At 30.3% G+C, this 20,110-nt stretch carries 20 protein-coding genes and 2 pseudogenes; 10 read left to right on the top strand and 12 right to left on the bottom strand.

Features of this window, described 5'->3' with window-relative positions; genetic code table 11:
- Nucleotides 1-37: 37 nt before the first annotated feature.
- The 3 genes from JG553_RS11130 to JG553_RS11120 all read right to left on the bottom strand — a co-directional run bounded on the left by JG553_RS11130 (nucleotide 38) and on the right by JG553_RS11120 (nucleotide 5,236).
- Nucleotides 38-3,190, bottom strand: coding sequence for a DEAD/DEAH box helicase (locus tag JG553_RS11130; RefSeq protein WP_000080559.1), 3,153 nt, complete (start codon nucleotides 3,188-3,190; stop codon nucleotides 38-40).
- 266 nt (nucleotides 3,191-3,456) lie between these two features.
- On the bottom strand, nucleotides 3,457-4,059 hold the full coding sequence (locus JG553_RS11125; RefSeq protein ID WP_000908952.1) for a hypothetical protein: 603 nt from the start codon (nucleotides 4,057-4,059) through the stop codon (nucleotides 3,457-3,459).
- 433 nt (nucleotides 4,060-4,492) lie between these two features.
- Entirely contained in the window at nucleotides 4,493-5,236 is a 744-nt protein-coding gene (locus tag JG553_RS11120) for a LysR family transcriptional regulator (RefSeq protein ID WP_001793250.1), read from the bottom strand.
- A 90-nt stretch (nucleotides 5,237-5,326) separates the two neighbouring features.
- Between JG553_RS11120 and JG553_RS11115 the strand changes: the two genes are divergently transcribed.
- The gene (locus JG553_RS11115; RefSeq protein ID WP_000543163.1) at nucleotides 5,327-5,860 is read left to right on the top strand and encodes a DUF4865 family protein; all 534 of its coding nucleotides are present in this window, start codon (nucleotides 5,327-5,329) and stop codon (nucleotides 5,858-5,860) included.
- Between the two features lie 354 nt (nucleotides 5,861-6,214).
- Here the strand turns inward: JG553_RS11115 and JG553_RS11110 are convergent, their stop codons facing one another.
- A complete protein-coding gene (locus tag JG553_RS11110; protein WP_001052510.1) occupies nucleotides 6,215-7,075 on the bottom strand; it encodes a LysR family transcriptional regulator in 861 nt (286 codons plus the stop codon).
- A 112-nt stretch (nucleotides 7,076-7,187) separates the two neighbouring features.
- Between JG553_RS11110 and JG553_RS11105 the strand changes: the two genes are divergently transcribed.
- Nucleotides 7,188-7,739 (top strand): flavodoxin family protein, encoded by a 552-nt coding sequence (locus JG553_RS11105; RefSeq protein WP_000627024.1) that lies wholly within the window; start codon nucleotides 7,188-7,190, stop codon nucleotides 7,737-7,739.
- Nucleotides 7,732-8,952: an MFS transporter gene (locus JG553_RS11100; protein WP_000130764.1), complete on the top strand. Its 1,221-nt coding sequence runs from the start codon at nucleotides 7,732-7,734 to the stop codon at nucleotides 8,950-8,952. Before JG553_RS11105 ends, JG553_RS11100 begins: the two co-directional genes overlap by 8 nt.
- 71 nt (nucleotides 8,953-9,023) lie before the next feature.
- On the opposite strand, the gene JG553_RS11095 is transcribed toward JG553_RS11100, so the two are convergent.
- Together JG553_RS11095 and JG553_RS11090 are read right to left on the bottom strand one after the other, a co-directional pair.
- The gene (locus tag JG553_RS11095) at nucleotides 9,024-9,320 is read right to left on the bottom strand and encodes a TfoX/Sxy family protein (RefSeq protein WP_000201640.1); all 297 of its coding nucleotides are present in this window, start codon (nucleotides 9,318-9,320) and stop codon (nucleotides 9,024-9,026) included.
- Between the two features lie 48 nt (nucleotides 9,321-9,368).
- Entirely contained in the window at nucleotides 9,369-9,572 is a 204-nt protein-coding gene (locus tag JG553_RS11090) for a DUF6007 family protein (RefSeq protein ID WP_000398679.1), read from the bottom strand.
- Between the two features lie 308 nt (nucleotides 9,573-9,880).
- Here JG553_RS11090 and JG553_RS11085 point away from each other — a divergent pair, with 308 nt between their 5' ends.
- Together JG553_RS11085 and JG553_RS13410 are read left to right on the top strand one after the other, a co-directional pair.
- A complete protein-coding gene (locus JG553_RS11085) occupies nucleotides 9,881-10,867 on the top strand; it encodes a tRNA dihydrouridine synthase (RefSeq protein ID WP_000662031.1) in 987 nt (328 codons plus the stop codon).
- A gap of 185 nt (nucleotides 10,868-11,052) precedes the next feature.
- Nucleotides 11,053-11,267 (top strand): annotated as a pseudogene (locus JG553_RS13410) (universal stress protein); the annotation flags it as partial.
- Between the two features lie 266 nt (nucleotides 11,268-11,533).
- Here the strand turns inward: JG553_RS13410 and sqr are convergent.
- Genes sqr through cstA form a run of 3 tightly spaced genes read right to left on the bottom strand, consistent with a single transcriptional unit; the run spans nucleotide 11,534 to nucleotide 15,178 of the window.
- A complete protein-coding gene (gene sqr, locus JG553_RS11080) occupies nucleotides 11,534-12,727 on the bottom strand; it encodes a type II sulfide:quinone oxidoreductase Sqr (protein WP_001033018.1) in 1,194 nt (397 codons plus the stop codon).
- 18 nt (nucleotides 12,728-12,745) lie between these two features.
- Nucleotides 12,746-14,080: a persulfide dioxygenase-sulfurtransferase CstB gene (gene cstB, locus JG553_RS11075; protein ID WP_000465474.1), complete on the bottom strand. Its 1,335-nt coding sequence runs from the start codon at nucleotides 14,078-14,080 to the stop codon at nucleotides 12,746-12,748.
- 30 nt (nucleotides 14,081-14,110) lie between these two features.
- Nucleotides 14,111-15,178 carry a persulfide response sulfurtransferase CstA gene (gene cstA / locus JG553_RS11070; protein WP_000816129.1) on the bottom strand — a complete coding sequence of 356 codons (1,068 nt, stop codon included), beginning with the start codon at nucleotides 15,176-15,178 and terminating at the stop codon, nucleotides 14,111-14,113.
- 136 nt (nucleotides 15,179-15,314) lie between these two features.
- Between cstA and cstR the strand changes: the two genes are divergently transcribed.
- The 4 genes and pseudogenes from cstR to JG553_RS11050 form a co-directional block, all read left to right on the top strand.
- A complete protein-coding gene (gene cstR / locus JG553_RS11065; RefSeq protein ID WP_001105087.1) occupies nucleotides 15,315-15,575 on the top strand; it encodes a persulfide-sensing transcriptional repressor CstR in 261 nt (86 codons plus the stop codon).
- A complete protein-coding gene (locus JG553_RS11060; protein ID WP_000355845.1) occupies nucleotides 15,575-16,330 on the top strand; it encodes a sulfite exporter TauE/SafE family protein in 756 nt (251 codons plus the stop codon). Before cstR ends, JG553_RS11060 begins: the two co-directional genes overlap by 1 nt.
- Before the next feature lie 97 nt (nucleotides 16,331-16,427).
- Nucleotides 16,428-16,529 (top strand): hypothetical protein, encoded by a 102-nt coding sequence (locus JG553_RS11055; protein ID WP_001791873.1) that lies wholly within the window; start codon nucleotides 16,428-16,430, stop codon nucleotides 16,527-16,529.
- A gap of 9 nt (nucleotides 16,530-16,538) precedes the next feature.
- A pseudogene (locus tag JG553_RS11050) lies at nucleotides 16,539-16,997 on the top strand (tRNA-dihydrouridine synthase); the annotation flags it as partial.
- A 93-nt stretch (nucleotides 16,998-17,090) separates the two neighbouring features.
- On the opposite strand, the gene JG553_RS11045 reads toward JG553_RS11050, so the two are convergent.
- Entirely contained in the window at nucleotides 17,091-18,836 is a 1,746-nt protein-coding gene (locus JG553_RS11045; protein WP_000700190.1) for a DUF6119 family protein, read from the bottom strand.
- 146 nt (nucleotides 18,837-18,982) lie between these two features.
- On the bottom strand, nucleotides 18,983-19,075 hold the full coding sequence (locus JG553_RS11040; protein WP_001790000.1) for a hypothetical protein: 93 nt from the start codon (nucleotides 19,073-19,075) through the stop codon (nucleotides 18,983-18,985).
- On the opposite strand from JG553_RS11040, the gene JG553_RS11035 reads away from it, so the two are divergent.
- Complete coding sequence (locus JG553_RS11035; RefSeq protein ID WP_001790628.1) at nucleotides 19,039-19,173, top strand: hypothetical protein; 135 nt, start codon at nucleotides 19,039-19,041, stop codon at nucleotides 19,171-19,173. The two genes, JG553_RS11040 and JG553_RS11035, sit on opposite strands and share 37 nt — an antisense overlap.
- Nucleotides 19,174-19,377: 204 nt before the next feature.
- Here the strand turns inward: JG553_RS11035 and rlmH are convergent, their stop codons facing one another.
- Nucleotides 19,378-19,857 (bottom strand): 23S rRNA (pseudouridine(1915)-N(3))-methyltransferase RlmH, encoded by a 480-nt coding sequence (gene rlmH / locus JG553_RS11030; protein ID WP_000704776.1) that lies wholly within the window; start codon nucleotides 19,855-19,857, stop codon nucleotides 19,378-19,380.
- Nucleotides 19,858-20,110: the final 253 nt, after the last annotated feature.

The raw sequence follows: 20,110 nt of genomic DNA, 5'->3' as shown, positions 1-20,110 counted from the left end.
TAAAATGTATAACTTCCTCTATATACTTTTTTGTATGTTATTTTACATTTCTTTCTTTAAAAATCGTCTCATAAAATGGTTTCATCTGTATTCTTTGCATGTCGCCAATTACATAAAACTCTTTCTTAGCTCTTGTCACTGCAACGTTTAACAAGTTTGGTTTTTCGCATGACCAGTTCACAGCACCATCTTGGGTATTATCAGTACCTATTACAAAATACACCTTCTGAGCCTCTTTACCTTGAAAAGTATGAACAGTACCAATGGATTTATCGACCCATTGATTAATTTTTGTACGTTCAATATCAATTCTAGTCGGTAGTTGTTGCTTTAACATACGTTTAATCTGTTGCTGTACTGCTGAAAAAGGCGATATTACAAATGAGCTCGGTTCATTTTTACCTTCCTTAATTGCTTCAATCCAATCATCAGCTAATAATCCCACTACTTTTTCACCATGCTCTTTCACAAATTGTTTTTGAACTGCGTTTCCTTTAACGTCATACCAACCTGTTTTACCTACTTTTGTAATATTACTTGGCAACACCATTTTATTATTATAAGCGATTTGGTTAGCTATCGTGAACATAGGTTTTAAACATCGTCTGTGCACCCATAAAGGTATGCCTATCCAGGTTTTTTGATTACTATCAGTAGCATCAGATTTCCAAAAACCATATTGATTGGCGTTGTCTGCAACAGACTGCACAGAAGCTTCTTTAGAAACTAGATATTCCGGAACATGATAATTTTTACGAATGTTATCAATTAAATGACTTTCTAAAGTCACAACCGGTTCTATTTGAATCGGATCACCTACAGCTACAACTTTTTTTGAACGATATAATGCTCCCACAGCTGCTTGAGGTATTGCTTGTCCTGCTTCATCAATAAATAAGTAGTCTATGAAATCTTTTGGTATGCCCCCATACATAGATTTAAAGCTTGCAAACGTCGTACTAACTACTGGAAATATTAAATGCATCACATTCCATGCGTTGTGTACTTTATCTGGATTTGCATCAATTAATTTCCTTCTATCTTTAAAATCATTAATCGCATAATAAATAGTTGTATTATTAGCAATCAATAATAATTTATGCAATATCATTGCTCTTAAAAAGAGCATGGCACGTCTGTATTGAAGTTCGTCACTCGTCCACAGATTAGTAACTTGGCGCTCATCATAATTGTTGTCACTCCAAAAATCTTTTTCTGGAATTGTAATTTTTGACTCAATACGATATGCTTCTAACTCTTGTAACTGTGAATTTAACTCGTCTAATTGCAACTGTACTTTAGTTAATTGTTTAATTAATTTCTCTTTTTCTTTTAGTTTGCTAACAAGGTCTTCATGTTTGTTTTTTTTACATTTCTCTAACTCTAACTGTTGTGTTAATAATTGTTGCTTCTCTTTATTATGATCTTTATAGCTTTCATCTTCTTCTGAATTAAACATCGCTTTCAGTTTGTTAATAAAACCTTTGTTGCTTTCTTTGATGGATTTAATTAACTCATTTAAAGTTTCTATTTGCTTAACAATATAATTAATTCGATTATCCAAATCTTCTATTTCTTTATTGTCTCGTAACGTTTCATTATCTAAATGATATACCTGTTCTTCAATACTTGTTTTTTCACTATTAATAACCTGTTCAATCTTAGAGAAAGACTCACAATTTTTATAAACATCATATGCTCTAATAGATTCTTCTTTTAACATTTCAACATGCCTCAACTCTTCTAAAAATGCACGTTGATGTGATTGCCATTCACTCATTAACTCGTTATAACTCATACGATTATTCTCATTTTGTAGTAATTTAGCAAAGCCAATATCATTCGCATCTTGTTTTAACATATGACTCAATACTTGGTTAATATTAGTACTTTTACCAAAAACTCCAGAAAATAAGCCCCAGGCACTTTCACCAATCAAATCTTCAGCTATTTCAGCAAAATCTTTTAATTCATGTGCTAAATTTGCATAATTCTGTTCATATTTAGGGAATTTACATTTTTCGGGATTTCTTATAATTTCTTCAATTTTCGGTAAATCTTTAGATATATTTTCAACAGCTCCATTATTACTAGATGCGACTACCATCTTATATTTGGCAATAGATTCCTTTAGTAAGTATACGTATTTATCATCCGTTTCATGAATTTTTGTTTTGACAAATGCATCTTTAGGATTATTTAGTTTAGCTAACTCTTTACCTCTTTCAACTACTAGATGAGCAAATATATCTTTTAATAAAGTAGTCTTACCTGTACCTGGTGGCCCATTAACTGAACTTATTCTTTCATTACCACTCGTAATTTGGTTTACAGCAAGTTGTTGCATTAAAGACAATCTAAACTCAGTCTGTGATGGCCATCGTCCATCAGGCAAACGTGAAGGATGTAAAAATTTGTCAAACATTTCTTTATTTTCATCTACTTCTATGCGCTGACTTTCTTCTACACCTTCAATGTAATCAATTAAAGTTTGGTTGGGAGATTTTCTTGCTTTCTCAATATCACTTATGAAGAAGCTGTTAAATTCCGGCTGTGGTAAATCACTATCTTTCACATATTCTATTGCTACATAATGTCCAAATAATCCATCTTTCTTTGAATTTAATACAGAAAAGTACTCATCATAAGCTTTGTCCATCTTCTTCAATTTAAATTCATTAATTGGTTCATCTGCTAAAATTTCTTTTACTTTTTGAACAAATTTTTCAACAGAATCATTAAATTTTTCTTCTATATTGGCATTTTTGTTCTTTTCAATTTCTTTTAATGCACTCATAATCATCGGAATATGTATAGAATCAACTATCACTTTGCCGTGTTTATCTGTGTTAAATGTGTAACCATAACAGTGTGTCCCATTTGGATTATGAATCTCAGAATAATCATCAAAAATATCCTGAATTTTCAAATTAATTTCATTATAGCGGAAGCAATGTCTATAAAATTTAAATATAAGTTCCCCAGTCTCTGATTTTTCTTCTGATATAATAAAGCGTTCAGCATTCCATATTTCAAAATATTCATCAAAACTTTGAAGTTGTGCTTGCTTTGCACCATTTTTAAAATGTTCAGCTGAGAGTATATCTTCCGCTGTAAAATTTACTTCTCCTGGACTTAAAGATTCAATTAACAACCAAGCCGATAACGTATCATTTAGCAATTGACTCATGAAATCCCACCTTGTTCCCTATTTGTTTTTTACTTAATGCTATTTTAACAAATAATTTAATCATATTAGTGTTTTTTCAAAAATATTCATATATTATCATTACCATATTTATTCAACAAATGTTTGTAAAATCCTCACTAATAAAATTAATCGATATGACCATAATTCATTATCCAATAAATGACTATAAAAATTTCTTCTATGCCTTCATTTGCAACTAAATTTGGACATCAAAAAAGAGCACTCCTGAATGAGCACTCCCTTAATTATCTTTCCGTTATATTTGTATTGTCGACGGTTTCGATTTCTTTATTTTTATTTGTAGCTTTTTTCGCAACAATTAACAACGTTGAAAGTACCGCTAAAGCTAAATAAGCATAACCGCCCGCTTGTTTCATTACAAAACTACCGTAATAGTATCTTACGCCACCTTCGTCCATATAAATTTTCGTAGTGTGAACCAAAACTAGAGATAAGCCTAGACAAATTGACAAACCAATCGTAGTGTAAACCATGTATTTTTTAAATGTCTGTTTTTTCTTTTTTTGCTTATAAAACGGTAGAAAACATAATCCATATGGCATTAAAAAAATGATACCTGCAATGCCAAAGGTAAGTATGACAAGCCAAAAAAGAAACGCTGATACTATATAATATAGATAAAATTGAGAAATACCAGCCGTAGCCAAGATTAGAAATAAAAAAGTAGTAGCGAATTTATATGTCTCACTTACTTTATTAACTTGGTTAAAAAAGTTATCAATTGCTTTATTCTTTTTTGAAATATGTACTATACCTTCTATAATCATCCAAATAATACCACCAATAACTAACAAAGCAAAAACTGGGATTACAAGACTAATTAACATATCGTTCACCTGCTCACCTCTATTTTCAAACAATTATGATTGAATTGAATCATTCTAATTTTTGTAAAGTTACTTGTTTAATTTATTATATTTATTAACTCTATGATAACAAAAATACTGTTTGTGTATAACAATAAATTGAGATACTCAATAATTTGATAATGTGAAATTGATACTTTTCAAAATAGTTGAATATGACAATTAATGATTAGTTTTGCAATGGTGCTATAATCAATATTTAGCAGTTATCATTATGCTTGAAAGGGTGGTAAAGGCGGAGAAGTCATCCACTTTTTCCTATACTACAAGGACCTTTACTTTAAAACAACGAATTTACAAAATAAAAGGCATAATTTCTTTTCTGTCACATCGCTCATTCTAACTACTAGACTTTTAAAATCGTTCCTGTAATTTAAACTCAATCAACTTTCAATTAATGATGCATAATATGATTATAAGTATAGTAGTTAACTTCAAATATCTTAGAAATGTCCTGTACTATATCTCTTTTATTCTCAAAAGTCATAGGTAATAAAGCCTTTCCTTTTCCTTGTTTAACTAAGTTTATTATTGCTGCCAATGAATCAATTTCCATTACCCGTTGTGAATCAAGCTTATTATCTAAAGTTATTTTCCTTAAAGGACAAAACTCATCTTTATTTATTAGTAAAGCCTCTTTATCATAATTACTTCCATTACTGTAAAGCGTTACTTTCATAGTATCAACATTACTAAGTCTATAATTTGAGTCGTTAATTTTTATGAATGAAATAACCTTATCATAATTATTTTTTTCTATAGCTTTTCTAATATTTCCACTAGAAATAAAATTAATTGAGTTATTCGACATCATAATTTCTTCGCTCTCAGATAAATAATTAAATAACAGTTCTGAGCATAAAATAGACATAGTATTATTTTTCATTTTATTTTTTATAGTCTCTGTATCTCTTAATACTTTTTTGCTATACGCTAAGAATTCTTCGCCTGCTTTAGTTGCCTTAGCACCTTTTTGATTTCTAAAAAGCAAAACTACACCTAATTCATTTTCAAGCTTGCTAATTCTTTGAGATATATTAGATTGTGCATATCTAAGTTTAATTGCAGCTTTATTGATAGATGCTTCTTCACATACAGTTATAAAAATTTCCAAATCATTAAAGTTCAATTTAATCACCTATCACTTTTTATGATAACTATATCACAATTGGATAATATGAGATTTTACTTATTATTGCTATCCTTTTTATAAAAGGGGGTATGCTAAATGCATGCAATGCAATATCATGTTAAGTTGCCTAGTGATTACAATATGGAAATAATTAGAGATAGAGTTCGATTAAATGGTTATAAGACTGATGGATTTAAAAATTTAATTATAAAAGCTTATTTAATAAGTCAAACAACTACTAATTGCATTACAAATACTTATTCACCATTATATTTATGGAGAAGTTCAGAGGGGATGACTGAATTTATATTCAATGGATTTTATGATAATGTTATTTCTTCTTTTGGATGGCAAAATATAAATATTGGTGTGATATATTCAATGAACATAACCGATTCTGTTAAACATAGTCTTTATGCGCTTGAAGAATATATCGACATTTTCCCTACTTTATCTCTAAAAGAAATAGAAATCAAAAAATTGTTTAGAATCTTCGATAATGCAGTTGCAGAAATTATAATTTATAATCCTGATAAGTGGAAGTTTGTGAAATATTCATTTATTGAAAATCTTCCAAAGAGTCTCAATCCAAATATAAAAATTTATGATGTACTATATATCTCACAATGAAAGTACAGATTTAAAGTTATTATTATCAACATTAGAAAACAGACTAAAATAATTTATCTGAACTTATTAATAATAAAGAACCTGCTAGATGACAGCTATTTAAAATACATAAGCTACTCATTTAGCAGGTTAAAATATTAATCAATCCATACTAACTAGTATGATTCAAAGGTTTTCATCTATTAAATTCTTTACTATTTTGAAAATGAATGCCCGCAATTTGAAATTTCAACTAGAAATAATCCTTATTAAAGATATAAATCACCTGTTTTTATATTGAATTACTTTTTCATTAACATCTCATTTAAATTATTATCTTTGAGTTTCACCATAACTACACGTTTTCACCAATAATTATAAAAAAACATCTTTTACAAAAGATTCAAGTACTTGCTTATTCGATTCAGGATTAATTATCAATGTTGTTTCTAAATTCGGAATATCGACATCTACGTCTATTTGAAACAAACTTTTATTTTCTAATTCATCTGCAACAATAAATTCCGGCAATAGCGCAATCCCACCTGAATTTTTCAAGTGTTTTTTTAATGACTCAATTCCTAGAAATTCAATCATTTGTTTTGTTGAAAAGCTATATTTATATAAAATCATTTCTAACTGTTCTCTGTAACTACACCCTTTTTCAGTAACAAGTAATGTATGGTTTTGAATATCGTTTAATTTGAAATCTTTCATCTCTTTGTTAGTAACAAATATTAAACGTTCTTCAGTTATAGGAATAGCAGTTAAGTTACTATTAATAATCTTTTCGTCTGTGATAAGGCTAATATCCGATTTGAAATTAGCAATTTCTTCTTTAATATAGAAATTAGAATGTGCGGATTTAAACTTCAAGTTTACATATGGGTGTTCAGCTAACCATTCACTAATCTTATTATAGTAGCGATACAAATACTGACTTTCTTGCATGTTAATACTTATATTTACCTTCTTATTGTAAAGTCCTTTTATTTCTCTCTCGTATTCGCTATTACTATCTAAAATCACTTTAGCATATTTAACGTATGCTAAGCCTTCTTCCGTTAGTTCCATACCATATTTTTTTCTATAAAATAATTTAACATCTAATTGCCTTTCTAATTTTTCAATATGTGTAGATACAGTTGACTGTGAATAGTTAAGTAACTCTGATGCTTTAGTAAGGTTCTTTGTTTCACTAGTTACTAAAAATGATTTTAAAATGTTTAAGTTCAAAGTAGTACCTCCTTTAGGGTTCCCTTTTATCGAATCCTGAATTCTAAGAATTCTGATTTAATAATAATATATTAAATATTATTATTAAGGTAAATCGAAAGGAGTTATGACTATGATTACTTGTTTATTTGGAAGTAGTAGAAAAGATGGCAATTCAGCTATCGCAGTAGAGAATCTATTGAAGAATTTAAAAGTCAACTTTGTGAATTTATATCAAAGCAACATTGAAAAGGTTACAGATAATCGTCATAGCAAAGGTGCCAACTTTCATAATGATGATTACGAACAAATTTTAATCAAAGTTTTAGAATCAGATATTATTATTTTTTCAACACCACTCTATTGGTACTCCATGAGTGCGTCTTTAAAACTCTTCATTGATAGATGGACCGAGTCATTGCGAGATACGCAAATAGACAACTTCAAAGAAATCATGTCACAAAAAAAGTATTTGATTTTAATCATAGGTGGCGACAATCCGCATACCAAAGCACAACCTTTAGTCAACCAATTCAAATTAATATTTGAGTTTATGAATATTACTAACTATAGATTTTTGATCGGCGAAGGCAATAAACCATTCGATATTTTAAACGACTCTCAATTTATAGAAGAGCTCGCAAATATAAATCTTGCATTGAAAAAAGGTGATATTTATGACTGATTTGTTGAAAATTAAAAACTTCAGATTGTTCTTTTTAGCAGAAATAATTTCAGCATTCGGAGTTGGAATTAGTACAGTTGGGGCTAATTGGTATTTAATCGACAAAACTAACGACTCCCAACTATTAGGTATTATGTTAGCTTTAAATGTATTATCCGGTTTCTTAGCTTCTCCTATAATAGGTGGACTAGCCGATAAATATAATAGACGAAATATTATTTTAATCACCTATCTTCTTCAGGTAATATTATATTTACTCATTGTCATAGCACTCGTAATGATAGGATTTGAGACCTATTTAGTGATTGGATTTGCGATTGTTAATGGGATAGGTTGGACTACGTATATGGCAACATCTAGAAGTTTAGTTAAACAGATATTAAAACCAGATCAATATACAGATGCAAATTCTCTATTAGAGATTAGTTTGCAAACAGGTATGTTTATTGCAGGTGGATTATCAGGAATATTATATAAAATAAATGGATTCACTCTAATTATAGCGATGACTATAATGATGTTTCTAATCAGCATTTTTATGTTATTTAGATTGCATGTAGATAAACCAACTCATTCAGAGGAAGAATCAACAAATAGCTTATTGCAAGAATATTTATTAGGATGGAAATTTTTAAAAGACAACATGATGATATTTATTTTTGGAGTTATTTCAATCATACCAATGGTGTTTACAATGATCTTTAACATATCATTACCAGGATATGTTTATAATGTTTTAAAACTTTCGTCTGTACAATTTGGTTTTTCAGATATGTTATATGGCATTGGAGGATTATGTGCAGGTTTAATTTCAGCTATTCTTTCGAAGAAAATCTCAACTAAAGTATTGATATTTTTGTTATATTTCATATTAGTCATAAATTCAGCACTATTTATTTGGATAAACTCAGCATTTTACTTATTCATAGGATCATTTATACTAGGCTACTCAATTTCATCAATCAGAATTTATATGAATACAGCTATAATGAACACTGTTTCAGATAAATATGTCGGTCGCTCATTTACGATATGGACGTCAATTTCATTGTTACTGCAAAGTTTAATTGCTCCATTTTTAGGAAGATGGATTAATGAAATTAATGATAAATTCGGTTTCTATATTATACTCATTTTATCCTTACTCATATTTGTTACACTGCTGCTTGTTAACAAAACAGACAAAATAAAATATGCACATAAAGAAGAGTGACCGTCACTCTTCTTTAACAAGCGACCATTTATCGATGGGCTTAGTTCTCTCTGCACCCACACTTCACTACTTCACTTTTTCAAATCATTTTTTATGGTCTTAAATAAATCAGTGAGATTTGTTGCTTCGGTAAAGTCTAGAATTAATATCATTTCTTTAGAACCTGGATATGGCGAAACTAATGTATTATCTTGCAATTTCTGCTGGGCACTTTTAGTCGCCTTGACCAATAATCTATTATCATACAAACCACCTATAACCACGCCATCATAATAAATAATATATTCTCCCATCATCTTTCTTGTCTTAACCGCGTTTGAATTCACATGATTTAAAAATAAATCATGTACATCTTTCTTAGTCGCCATTGTAATCGCTCCTTCAGTTTTATGTTTAATCACATTCGTATTAATGATTCATTTCGTGTTGCTCTTAATTTTATCTATAATTATATGCGTAGTTAAAATCAAACCTATGGAAAAGAAAATAATGATAACAATGTTAAGAAATATAGTTATAAAATTATAGTTTGGAAGGTATGCGAATAGCAGAAAAATAGGTATCGCAAAAAATAAATCCCACCAACCTAAACTTTTTAAAGAATGCTTTAAACCTTCCATAATATCACCTTTATAAATTTGTCTTTGTTATAAGATAACTAAAAAATCGCTTTACTGTAAAAGTAGCCAAAGAAAATTCTGAATCATATTCATAAGTAGTGTATCATTAATAATGAACAATTTAATACTATAATCCTTGATCTTTGTATTGATCAACTTACCACAACATTTATTTTAGACTACTCTTAGACTTCCCTTTCAAATGGTTGCATCTATTGAAATTCCTTTTGTATAAGTTAGGCTTTTGTGGTAATATCATCATGCATAAAAAATCGAGATACTAATTATAAAGAGGGTATAAATATATTATGAAAGAAAATTTTTGGAGTGAATTACCACGTCCATTTTTTATTTTGGCGCCAATGGAAGACGTTACAGATATCGTCTTTCGACACGTTGTAAGTGAAGCAGCTAGACCGGATGTGTTTTTCACTGAATTTACAAATACTGAAAGCTTTTGCCACCCTGAAGGCATACATAGTGTGCGCGGACGCTTAACTTTTAGTGAAGATGAACAGCCGATGGTCGCTCATATATGGGGAGATAAGCCAGAACAGTTCCGTGAAACGAGTATTCAATTAGCTAAAATGGGCTTTAAAGGCATAGACTTAAATATGGGATGTCCTGTAGCAAATGTTGCTAAAAAGGGTAAGGGTTCCGGCTTAATCTTAAGACCTGACGTTGCTGCCGAAATTATTCAAGCGACTAAAGCAGGTGGGCTTCCGGTAAGTGTTAAAACACGCCTTGGCTACTATGAAATCGATGAATGGAAAGATTGGTTGAAGCACGTCTTCGAACAAGACATTGCCAATTTATCTATTCATCTTCGTACACGTAAAGAAATGAGTAAAGTAGATGCACATTGGGAATTAATCGAAGCTATTAAAAATTTACGTGACGAAATTGCACCAAATACATTGTTAACAATTAACGGTGATATTCCCGATAGAAAAACAGGACTTGAACTGGCAGAAAAATATGGCATTGATGGCGTCATGATTGGTAGAGGCATTTTCCACAATCCATTCGCTTTTGAAAAAGAACCACGCGAACACACAAGCAAGGAACTATTAGATCTATTGAGATTGCATTTATCATTGTTTAACAAATATGAAAAAGATGAAATACGACAATTCAAGAGCTTGCGTAGATTCTTTAAAATCTATGTGCGTGGCATAAGAGGCGCTAGCGAACTTCGACATCAATTGATGAACACACAATCAATTGCAGAAGCACGAGCACTACTCGATGAATTTGAAGCCCAAATGGACGAAGACGTTAAAATTGAATTATAGTATGAGTAATAAAGTTTATGGATGATATTTCCCAATTTAACACGGATTGAACACTTTCTACTTAGGTATTATCTTGGTTTTCCTGATAGGATAACTCCCGATGATGCCTTTTTACTTATGTCACTTATCCTTTTGGAAATGGTGCAAAATTAAAAATACATCAGGATATCGTTTAACTCAGAAAAAAACTCCAATCAAAAAAAATGTTTACAACACATTATGAAATTAAAATTGCTCTTAGTGTTCAACAGACAAAGTTATTGAAATTACTATTGGAGGTACATACCAAGCTATCATTTTGAGTACACGTGGTTTGAATATCTGGCAAGAAATGGAAATTGGTAATGTCAGTCATAAAGTCGCTAAACGTGCTCAAATACCATTAATTATTTTTAAATAATTTAGAGGATGAGGTATAAACCTTTAAAAAACAGCAGTGAGATGATTTTCAATTAGAAAATATCTTACTGCTGTTTCTATTTTCATAATCATTCTTATTGAATGACTTCATCGTGATCATTTAAAACAGTAACAACTTTTTCAATCTTATACTATTTAGAGCTAAAAATTCACGACATATAAACACAACACTGACACGTCATTTAAATACTTAATCTTTTATAGTAAAAGATTTTTCATTAAAAATTTATTGTTTTCTGTACTTTATTATATTAATCCTTTTAGCATGCCGTACCAATACATTTTAGGTAATAAATCTTTCTTAAATATATACATACTTCTACGTTCTTTGGCCTGATTAAACGGCATTGTTTCTTTAGTATTTTTATTATAATCAAACTCTGCAAGTATTAACCTATTATATCCAGTAACAATAGGGCATGAAGTATAACCATCATAATGATGCGTTAACATTTGATTATTCATCACTTGCAATAAATTATTAGCGACGATAGGTGCTTGCTTACGAATAGCTGCGCCTGTTTTTGAAGTAGGTACATTTGAAGCATCACCAAGTGCAAATACATTAGAGTAGCTTTTATGCTGTAATGTGGTTGGGTTAACATCTACCCAACCCTCACTATCTGAAAGTGTACTTTCTTTTACTACATCTAAGGGACCCATAGGTGGTGTTACATGTAACATATCATAACTTATTGTTTTTCTATCGTATGCTTTGATATGTTCGAATGTAGCCACTTTTTTGTCACCGTCGATTTCAACAAGGTTATAATTATAATTGACTGTTATATTTCTTTCTTCAACAATCCTTTCTAATTCTTTATTATATTTTCCTACGTCAAATAAAGCATCTTTTGGCGTTGCATATATCACATTAGCGTTAGAACGGATTTTATGTTTCCTAAAATAATCTTCAGCTAAATACATAATTTTCATAGGCGCACCTCCACACTTTATAGGAGTGTTTGGATGCGTAAAAATGGCATTTCCTTGTTTAAAATTAGAAATTTGGTTCCAAGTTTCGTTAACATAGTCAGGTGAATAGTTAGAGCAAACACCATTTTTACCTATATTTTCTTTTAGTCCTTTAATTGAAGACCAATTAATCTGTAATCCTGGAGCTACTACTAAAAAATCATAATAAACGACTGTATTATCTCCTAAAATAACGCTATTATTTTCAGGTTGAAAACTTGAAACAGCCTGTTTTATCCAGTTAGCACCTTCAGGTATAACACTTTCCATATCTTTACGAGAACTTTTCAAACTAGATACCCCTGCACCAACCAACGTCCATAATGGTTGATAGTAATGATGGTCTGCTGGATCTATAATTGCTATTTTCTCTTTTAAGTTTTGATTTTTTCTTAATAGTCTTGATGCTACGGTAACACCTGCTGTACCGCCACCAATAATAACAATTTGATAATGCTTATTCATTTTTTCCACATCCTTAAATTATTTTAATGATTCTGGAAAATCTTGATAGCCTTCTCTAATATTCACCACATTTTCAAAACCTTTGCTTTCCAATATACCCACTGCAATTGAACTTCTAACACCTGACTGACAATGTACATATATTTTATCCTCTTTATTAAAAGGAATATTTTCATTTAATAATTTACCATGCGGAATATTAACTGCTTGATCTAAGTGTCCATTATTCCACTCTTCATCATTACGTACGTCTAATACATGTTCTTCTTTACCTGTCATATCAGCGCTATGAACGGACTGGGTTGAAATGCCTGATTTTGGCAAACGATAGCCTGCTACCTTATCAAACCCAATTAATTGTAAAGTGTGTTTCGCTTTCTCAACAGTAGATTTATCTCCAATTACATCTATATCTTTTTCAAAATCTAAGTACCAACCAATTTGATTAATAAAGTTTTTGTTGTATGGTATATTGATTGTTCCTTTTGTGTGGCCACCGTGAAAGGCCTCTTTGCTACGAAGATCAAATGCTACTCTCTTATTATCTAAACTAGGATAAACATCATATGATTGATATAAATTCATACCAAACTGATTAACTTGTTTCATTTGTGCAAAATGATGCGGTGGTGCTGGTTGATTTGATGTTAATGATTCAATAAATTTAGTCTCATCAATTTCATTAAATGCCCAGTTATTAATTTTCTCATAACCTATTGTAGATATAGGTATGGCACCTAATGCTTTACCACAAGGGCTTCCAGCACCATGACCCGGCCAGATTTGAACATAGTCTGGTAAATTTTTAATATTTTGAACGGACTCATACATTTGTTTCGCGCTAATTTCTGTAGAACCCTTTATTTGAACAGATTTTTCTAATAAATCAGGTCTACCTATATCACCAACAAAAATAAAGTCACCACTAAATAATCCCATCGGAACACTTGAACCACCACCTAAATCAGTGAGTAAAAAGCTAATACTTTCAGGCGTGTGTCCTGGAGTATGCAGAACTTCTAATTTAACATTGCCTACTTGAATGATATCTCCATGTTTAACAAATTGTGTTTTTGATGGCATATTTTTATACCCTAATGCATCTTCACCTTCGCCAGACACATATATATTTGCATTTAAGCGTTTAGCCACATCACGAATTCCTGAAGCAAAATCAGCATGAATATGTGTTTCTGTAGCTTGTGTAATTGTTAAACCTTCAGAATCTGCAACTTCTATATATTTCGATAAATCACGAACAGGGTCTATTATTATTGCCTCTCCTGTACGTTGACAACCCACTAAATATGATGCTTGAGATAAATGATTATCGTAAAACTGTTTAAAAAACATGATAACAACTCCTTTTATTAATAGATTTAATTAGATAAATAAATTATGATTCGCATTTTCAGTAGCACCAATATAAGTGCCTACACCACCGTACTCAACTTCATCTCTAAGTTCTTCTTTCTGAATACCCATGACATCCATACTCATCGTACAAGCGATTAATTTGATATTTTGCTCAATAGCTTGATTGATAAGTGTTGGTAATGAATCAACATTTTTCTTTTTCATTACGTAGCGCATCATCATATTTCCTAAACCAAACATATTCATTTTGGAAAGAGGCATTCGTATATTCTTTTTGGGCAACATTAAATCAAACATTTTTGCAATACCTTGCTTTTTAACATTAACTGTTTGCACTTTTTTTAATGCATTAAGCCCCCAAAAAGTAAAGAAGATAGTTACATCTTTTCCAGCAGCTCTAGCACCATTTGCAATAATCAACGCTGCTACAGCTTTGTCTAATTCTCCACTAAATAATACAATTGTAGTACCTTTAGCAGAATAATTTATATCTAAATCTTTTGCTTTTTCTTTTTGAATAATCGCATTAATTCCATTGTTATTTTCATCAAGCTTAACTAAAGTATGCCTTGTTTGTTTCACCCAACTTTTAATGTCACTAGGGAATCCAGGGTCTGTGACTTTGACTTCAATTTGGTCACCTACTTCAATATTCTTCATTTCTTGACTAATTTTTACAATTGGCCCTGGACATTGAAGACCACGATAGTTAAATTGTTTACGATCTGCTTTAATTTCTATACTTTTATATTCTTCTTGTGTATCATAACTATCGTTTTCTTCTTCATAAGCTTTATAACCACCATCAAGATTTATAACGTTATAACCTTGTTTAGCTAAATATTTACTAGCATTAGCACTTCTGTTACCACTTCTACAGATTACATAATAGGTTTTATTTTTTTCTTTATTGAATGACTCAATCTCATCAACAGGATGAAGTATGGAACCATTGATATGTCCTAATGCATACTCCTCTTCTGTTCTAACGTCAATTAATTGCCCTTGCTTGGCTAGTTTTTCCAATTCTGCTTTACTAAATTCATCGATAAACTTTTCTCCGTATTGTTTCATAATAACCTCCCTAAAAATACCTGTAGGGGTATTTTAAACAGTTGGATGGAACTTGTCAAATACCTCTAGGGGTATTTGACACATTTGTGTTTATCTATTAATATATTTTTATTCAATTAAAAGTGGAGGTATGACTATGAATTATGATAAAAAAATGATTAATCGTATTAATAGAATACAAGGGCAACTAAATGGAATTATTAAAATGATGGAGGAAGGAAAAGACTGTAAAGATGTCATTACACAAATAAGTGCATCAAAGAGTTCACTCCAACGCTTGATGGGTATCATTATTAGTGAGAATTTAATAGAATGTGTAAAAGCAGCTGCGGATGATGAAGAAAGCTCCCAAGAGTTAATTAATGAAGCTGTAAACTTATTGGTGAAAAGTAAGTAATGGATATTGTTAATATAGTTATCATGTTACTCATTGGGGTATTCGGTGGGTTCATATCTGGTCTAGTAGGCGTAGGTGGTGCTATCATTATTTATCCAGCTATTTTATTATTACCACCATTATTCGGAGCCCCTGCATATAGCGCATATATCGCATCAGGTCTTACTTCTAGCCAAGTCTTTTTCAGTACATTAAGTGGCTCATTAAAAGCTCGAAAAAAAACAGAGTTCTCGCCACAATTAGTTCTTTATATGGGTGGCGGCATGATTATAGGGAGTATGTTAGGTGCATTTCTAGCAAATTTATTTGATGCTACATTTGTAAATACGGTATATATCATTATTGCTTTACTTGCATTAACATTAATGTTTATTAAAGTGAAACCTAGTTCCGAAAAGTCTTCATTTAATAAATATTTATTAGTTATCATTGGCCTTTTCATTGGTATTATTTCAGGTATAGTAGGTGCAGGTGGTGCCTTCATTATTATTCCTATATTATTGGTTTTATTCAAATTACCAATGAATACTGTAGTCGCTAATAGTATAGTAATTGCTTTTATATCTTCAATTGGTGCTTTTGTCATCAAACTTATTCAAGGTTATATCCCTTTATATGACGCCTTATTCCTTATAATAGGGAGTATTATATTTGCTCCAATAGGGTTAAAATTAAGTAAAAAAGTCCCTAACATAATACAAAAATGGATTATCAGTATTTTAATCGTTTTTGCTATAGTTCAACTCATTTTATAAAACTAATCCTTTTAACTCAGACAGCAATTTCCCGAAAAATAATACCTCTTATTTAAACAAATATGTATGCAGTTCGGATTTATATAAATAAAAATTTTTGATGAAATATCCATATATGCTTATAAATATAAATTTATCAACTATAACTAAAAATGATAAAAGATTTAACGCCACTGATGACCGAATTAATATTATTTAAGTTTTTATCAAACGCATGAGTAAAGTAGATGCACATTGGGAATTAATCGAAGCTATTAAAAATTTACGTGACGAAATTGCACCAAACACATTGTTAACAATTAACGATGATATTCCCGATAGAAAAACAGGACTTGAACTTGCAGAAAAATATGGTATTGATGGCATCATGATTGGTAGAGGCATTTTCCACAATCCATTCACTTTTGAAAAAGAACCACGCGAACACACAAGCAAAGAACTATTAGATTTGTTGAGATTGCATCTATCATTGTTTAACAAATATGAGAAAGATGAAATACGACAATTCAAGAGTTTGCGTAGATTCTTTAAAATCTATGTGCGTGGCATAAGAGGCGCTAGCGAACTTCGCCATCAATTGATGAACACACAATCAATTGCAGAAGTACGAGCACTACTAGATGAATTTGAAGCCCAAATGGACGAAGACGTTAAAATTGAATTATAGTATGAGTAATAAGGGAAAGGAGGAATTTAAGTTTCCTCCTTTGTTTGTGTGAAAGTCTTTTAGGTATGAACTAGGGTGATTTAAAATAAAAGTTTAATTTCTATCTTCAGTTGGCGTTTCCATATAAATAATTGGATTAATTCTTTGATCTTTTAAATAGAGAGACCACTCTACTAATTTATTTTTAAGTAATACTGAACCTAAATTAGTTAATTGAAAGTTTTTATTTATTACGTTACTAGTATGAACCATATCTTTTATGGGCATATTATCAATAGATGATATCGGTAAAATCCATACTATACTAAAATTTGTACTCCGTTGTATATCATTAAATATATTTTCCGAGTTATCAGGAATAGCTTCTATTAATTCTTCAAAATTATATGATTCTGGATATTTTAAGGCGTTAATTGCTATTATATTCTGTTCTAGACTATAAAGAGATAAAGATGTATTAATTCCTCTTTTAATCGTGAAAAGCTCTTTGTTTTTAATATTGTATAAGTCTGCCAACTCTATTCCATTTCCTTTTACTATAAAATTCTTATTTATTGGTTTTATGAATTTTTTATGTAACATTAAATATTCTTCTGGCAATCTTCCTACTATTTCTTTTATATATCCTTCTTCTCCTTCTTTAAATACTAAACCTGTGGGAGTTAGTGTGTTATACCTAATTTCTATCTCATTCAAATGATCATTCAAAAGGTCAAAAAATTCTCTATTAAAATAACCCCATTTCCCATTTTGTAATAAATATTTCTTTCCATCTTCCATTTCAACTTCTGCATGTAGTATCGTTTTTAGTAGCATATTATTTGAATGCCCCAAATTATCTATCACTTCAATTCTGACATCATTTATAGAATTAACGTCATATTTTAATAAGTAATCTCCTATTTCAGTGATGTAATCAACTTCAGGATCAGTCGCATCAAATGTCTCTAATGTATTATTTTTAAAAGAATTTATATATATATTGACGTCGAGCATATCATCTAACAAGAGTATCATATTACTTAGTTCTAAAAATCTTGATATATCTATAGATATATTTTCTGTAGTTGAAGAATTCGATAGTTTTTTTAGCAATAAAGTATCTAATACTTCTATTTTATTCAAGTCTTTTAAAGTTACTATTCTAGGAAATTCACTAATTTTTTGAGGAAGATTAATAATAGCGTTTATTTCTTTGATTATCACACTAATTTTATCTATGAATTGCTGCTTTCTATTCGGTACACGCAATGAAATACTTGTACCACAAGTCATTGTTTTTCCAAAAATTTGAGGATTCTGTGGATGTCCTTGGACTGATATATAAGATTCTGAAGGTCTAACGTAATCTACACTATTCCTTCTATAATTAACAATCTCTTTAAGCCTGTTTTGTTGAAAAAAATTAACATTTTTATTAACTATGTCTTCATTTTTGATTGCTCTTTCTGCAAAATCAATTCCGAAGTCATAATCAATCAAATTATTTATATCATGATATGCTTGTCCAAAAGGTATAATATATACATTATTTTGTAATGTTGTATCTTCTTTGAGAAATAATATTGCATCAAAATGATGACCGGATTCTGAAAATAAATTGTCATCTTCTTCAGTATCTAGGTATACATTCTTTATTAATAATTGCCAATCTAATAGTTTTTTGTCTTTTTTACGTATATAAACTTTACTAATTAATTTTAATTCATTTGAATCACTAACAAGTTCTTTATCATTAAGCAGTTCATAATTGTCATCATTTAAAGATTCTAGATTCTCTAAAAAATTTGTATTTGTTTCCTGAAAATTATAAATAGATTTATAAATATTAATCTTCATATTACACCCCTTAATTATATTTTACATCTATTTCCATTATTACATTTTATGAGTCTCGCAAATTGTCAGTTTTTAAATTATGATAATTATTTTCCAAATAGTTTATTAAAAAACTACATCTTTCTTGATTGATACTCTTTCAAATCTTAATAAAATTCTTTGACCTTATTATTTACATTCTCAATTTCTTGGAATTGTTCTTTTGAAACTTCATTGGTATATTTACTATTTTTTGTCAATATCTGTAATTTTATTTATGATTATTTATCATTACTTAGCTACGTCAATGACTGTTGATTATGAAATAACTGTTTCTATTGCAAAGTTACTTTTATAATTTAATAAGGACAAAAAGAAGCATTCTATATTAATCATTTTAGATATAAACCAATTTGATAGGGCCTAATTTCAACTGTTAGCTACTACTTAAGTTATATGCGCAATTATCGTGATATATCTTATATATTGAATGAACGTGGATTTAATGTCCACCATTTAACACCCTCCAAATTATTATCTCCTCATACAGAATTTTTTAGTTTTACTTATGATACGCCTCTCCTCGCATAATCTTAAATGCTCTGTACACTTGTTCAATTAACACAACCCGCATCATTTGATGTGGGAATGTCATTTTGCTGAATGATAGTGCGTAGTTACTGCGTTGTAAGACGTCCTTGTGCAGGCCGTTTGATCCGCCAATGACGAAAACAAAGTCGCTTTGCCCTTGGGTCATGCGTTGGTTCAATTTTTGGGCCAATCCTTCGGAAGATAGCATCTTTCCTTGTATTTCTAATGTAATGACTGTGGATTGTGGTTTGATTTTGGCTAGTATTCGTTGGCCTTCTTTTTCTTTTACTTGCTCAATTTCTTTGTCACTCATATTTTCTGGTGCTTTTTCGTCTGGAACTTCTATGATGTCTATCTTGGTGTATGGGCCTAAACGTTTTTCATATTCTGCTATGGCTTGCTTCCAATATTTCTCTTTTAGTTTCCCTACAGCTAAAATGGTGATTTTCATGTCGTTTGGTCCTCCAAATTGTTATCAACTTTCCAGTTATCCACAAGTTATTAACTTGTTCACACTGTTCCCTCTTATTATACCAATATTTTTTGCAGTTTTTGATATTTTCCTGACATTTATGCCCGATTTTTAGTGTATAACCTGTGTATTTGTGGATAACTCTGTGGGCATTGTGGGTATTTCTCTTTAAATTGTACACAATTCTGGATAACTATCCCCATTTCTGTGGATAAACACCTTGATGTCTTAT

Origin of the sequence: Staphylococcus sp. T93 (assembly GCF_016743875.1) — a bacterium.
GTDB lineage: Bacteria > Bacillota > Bacilli > Staphylococcales > Staphylococcaceae > Staphylococcus > Staphylococcus aureus.
This window is presented reverse-complemented; position numbering and strand designations above follow the sequence as displayed.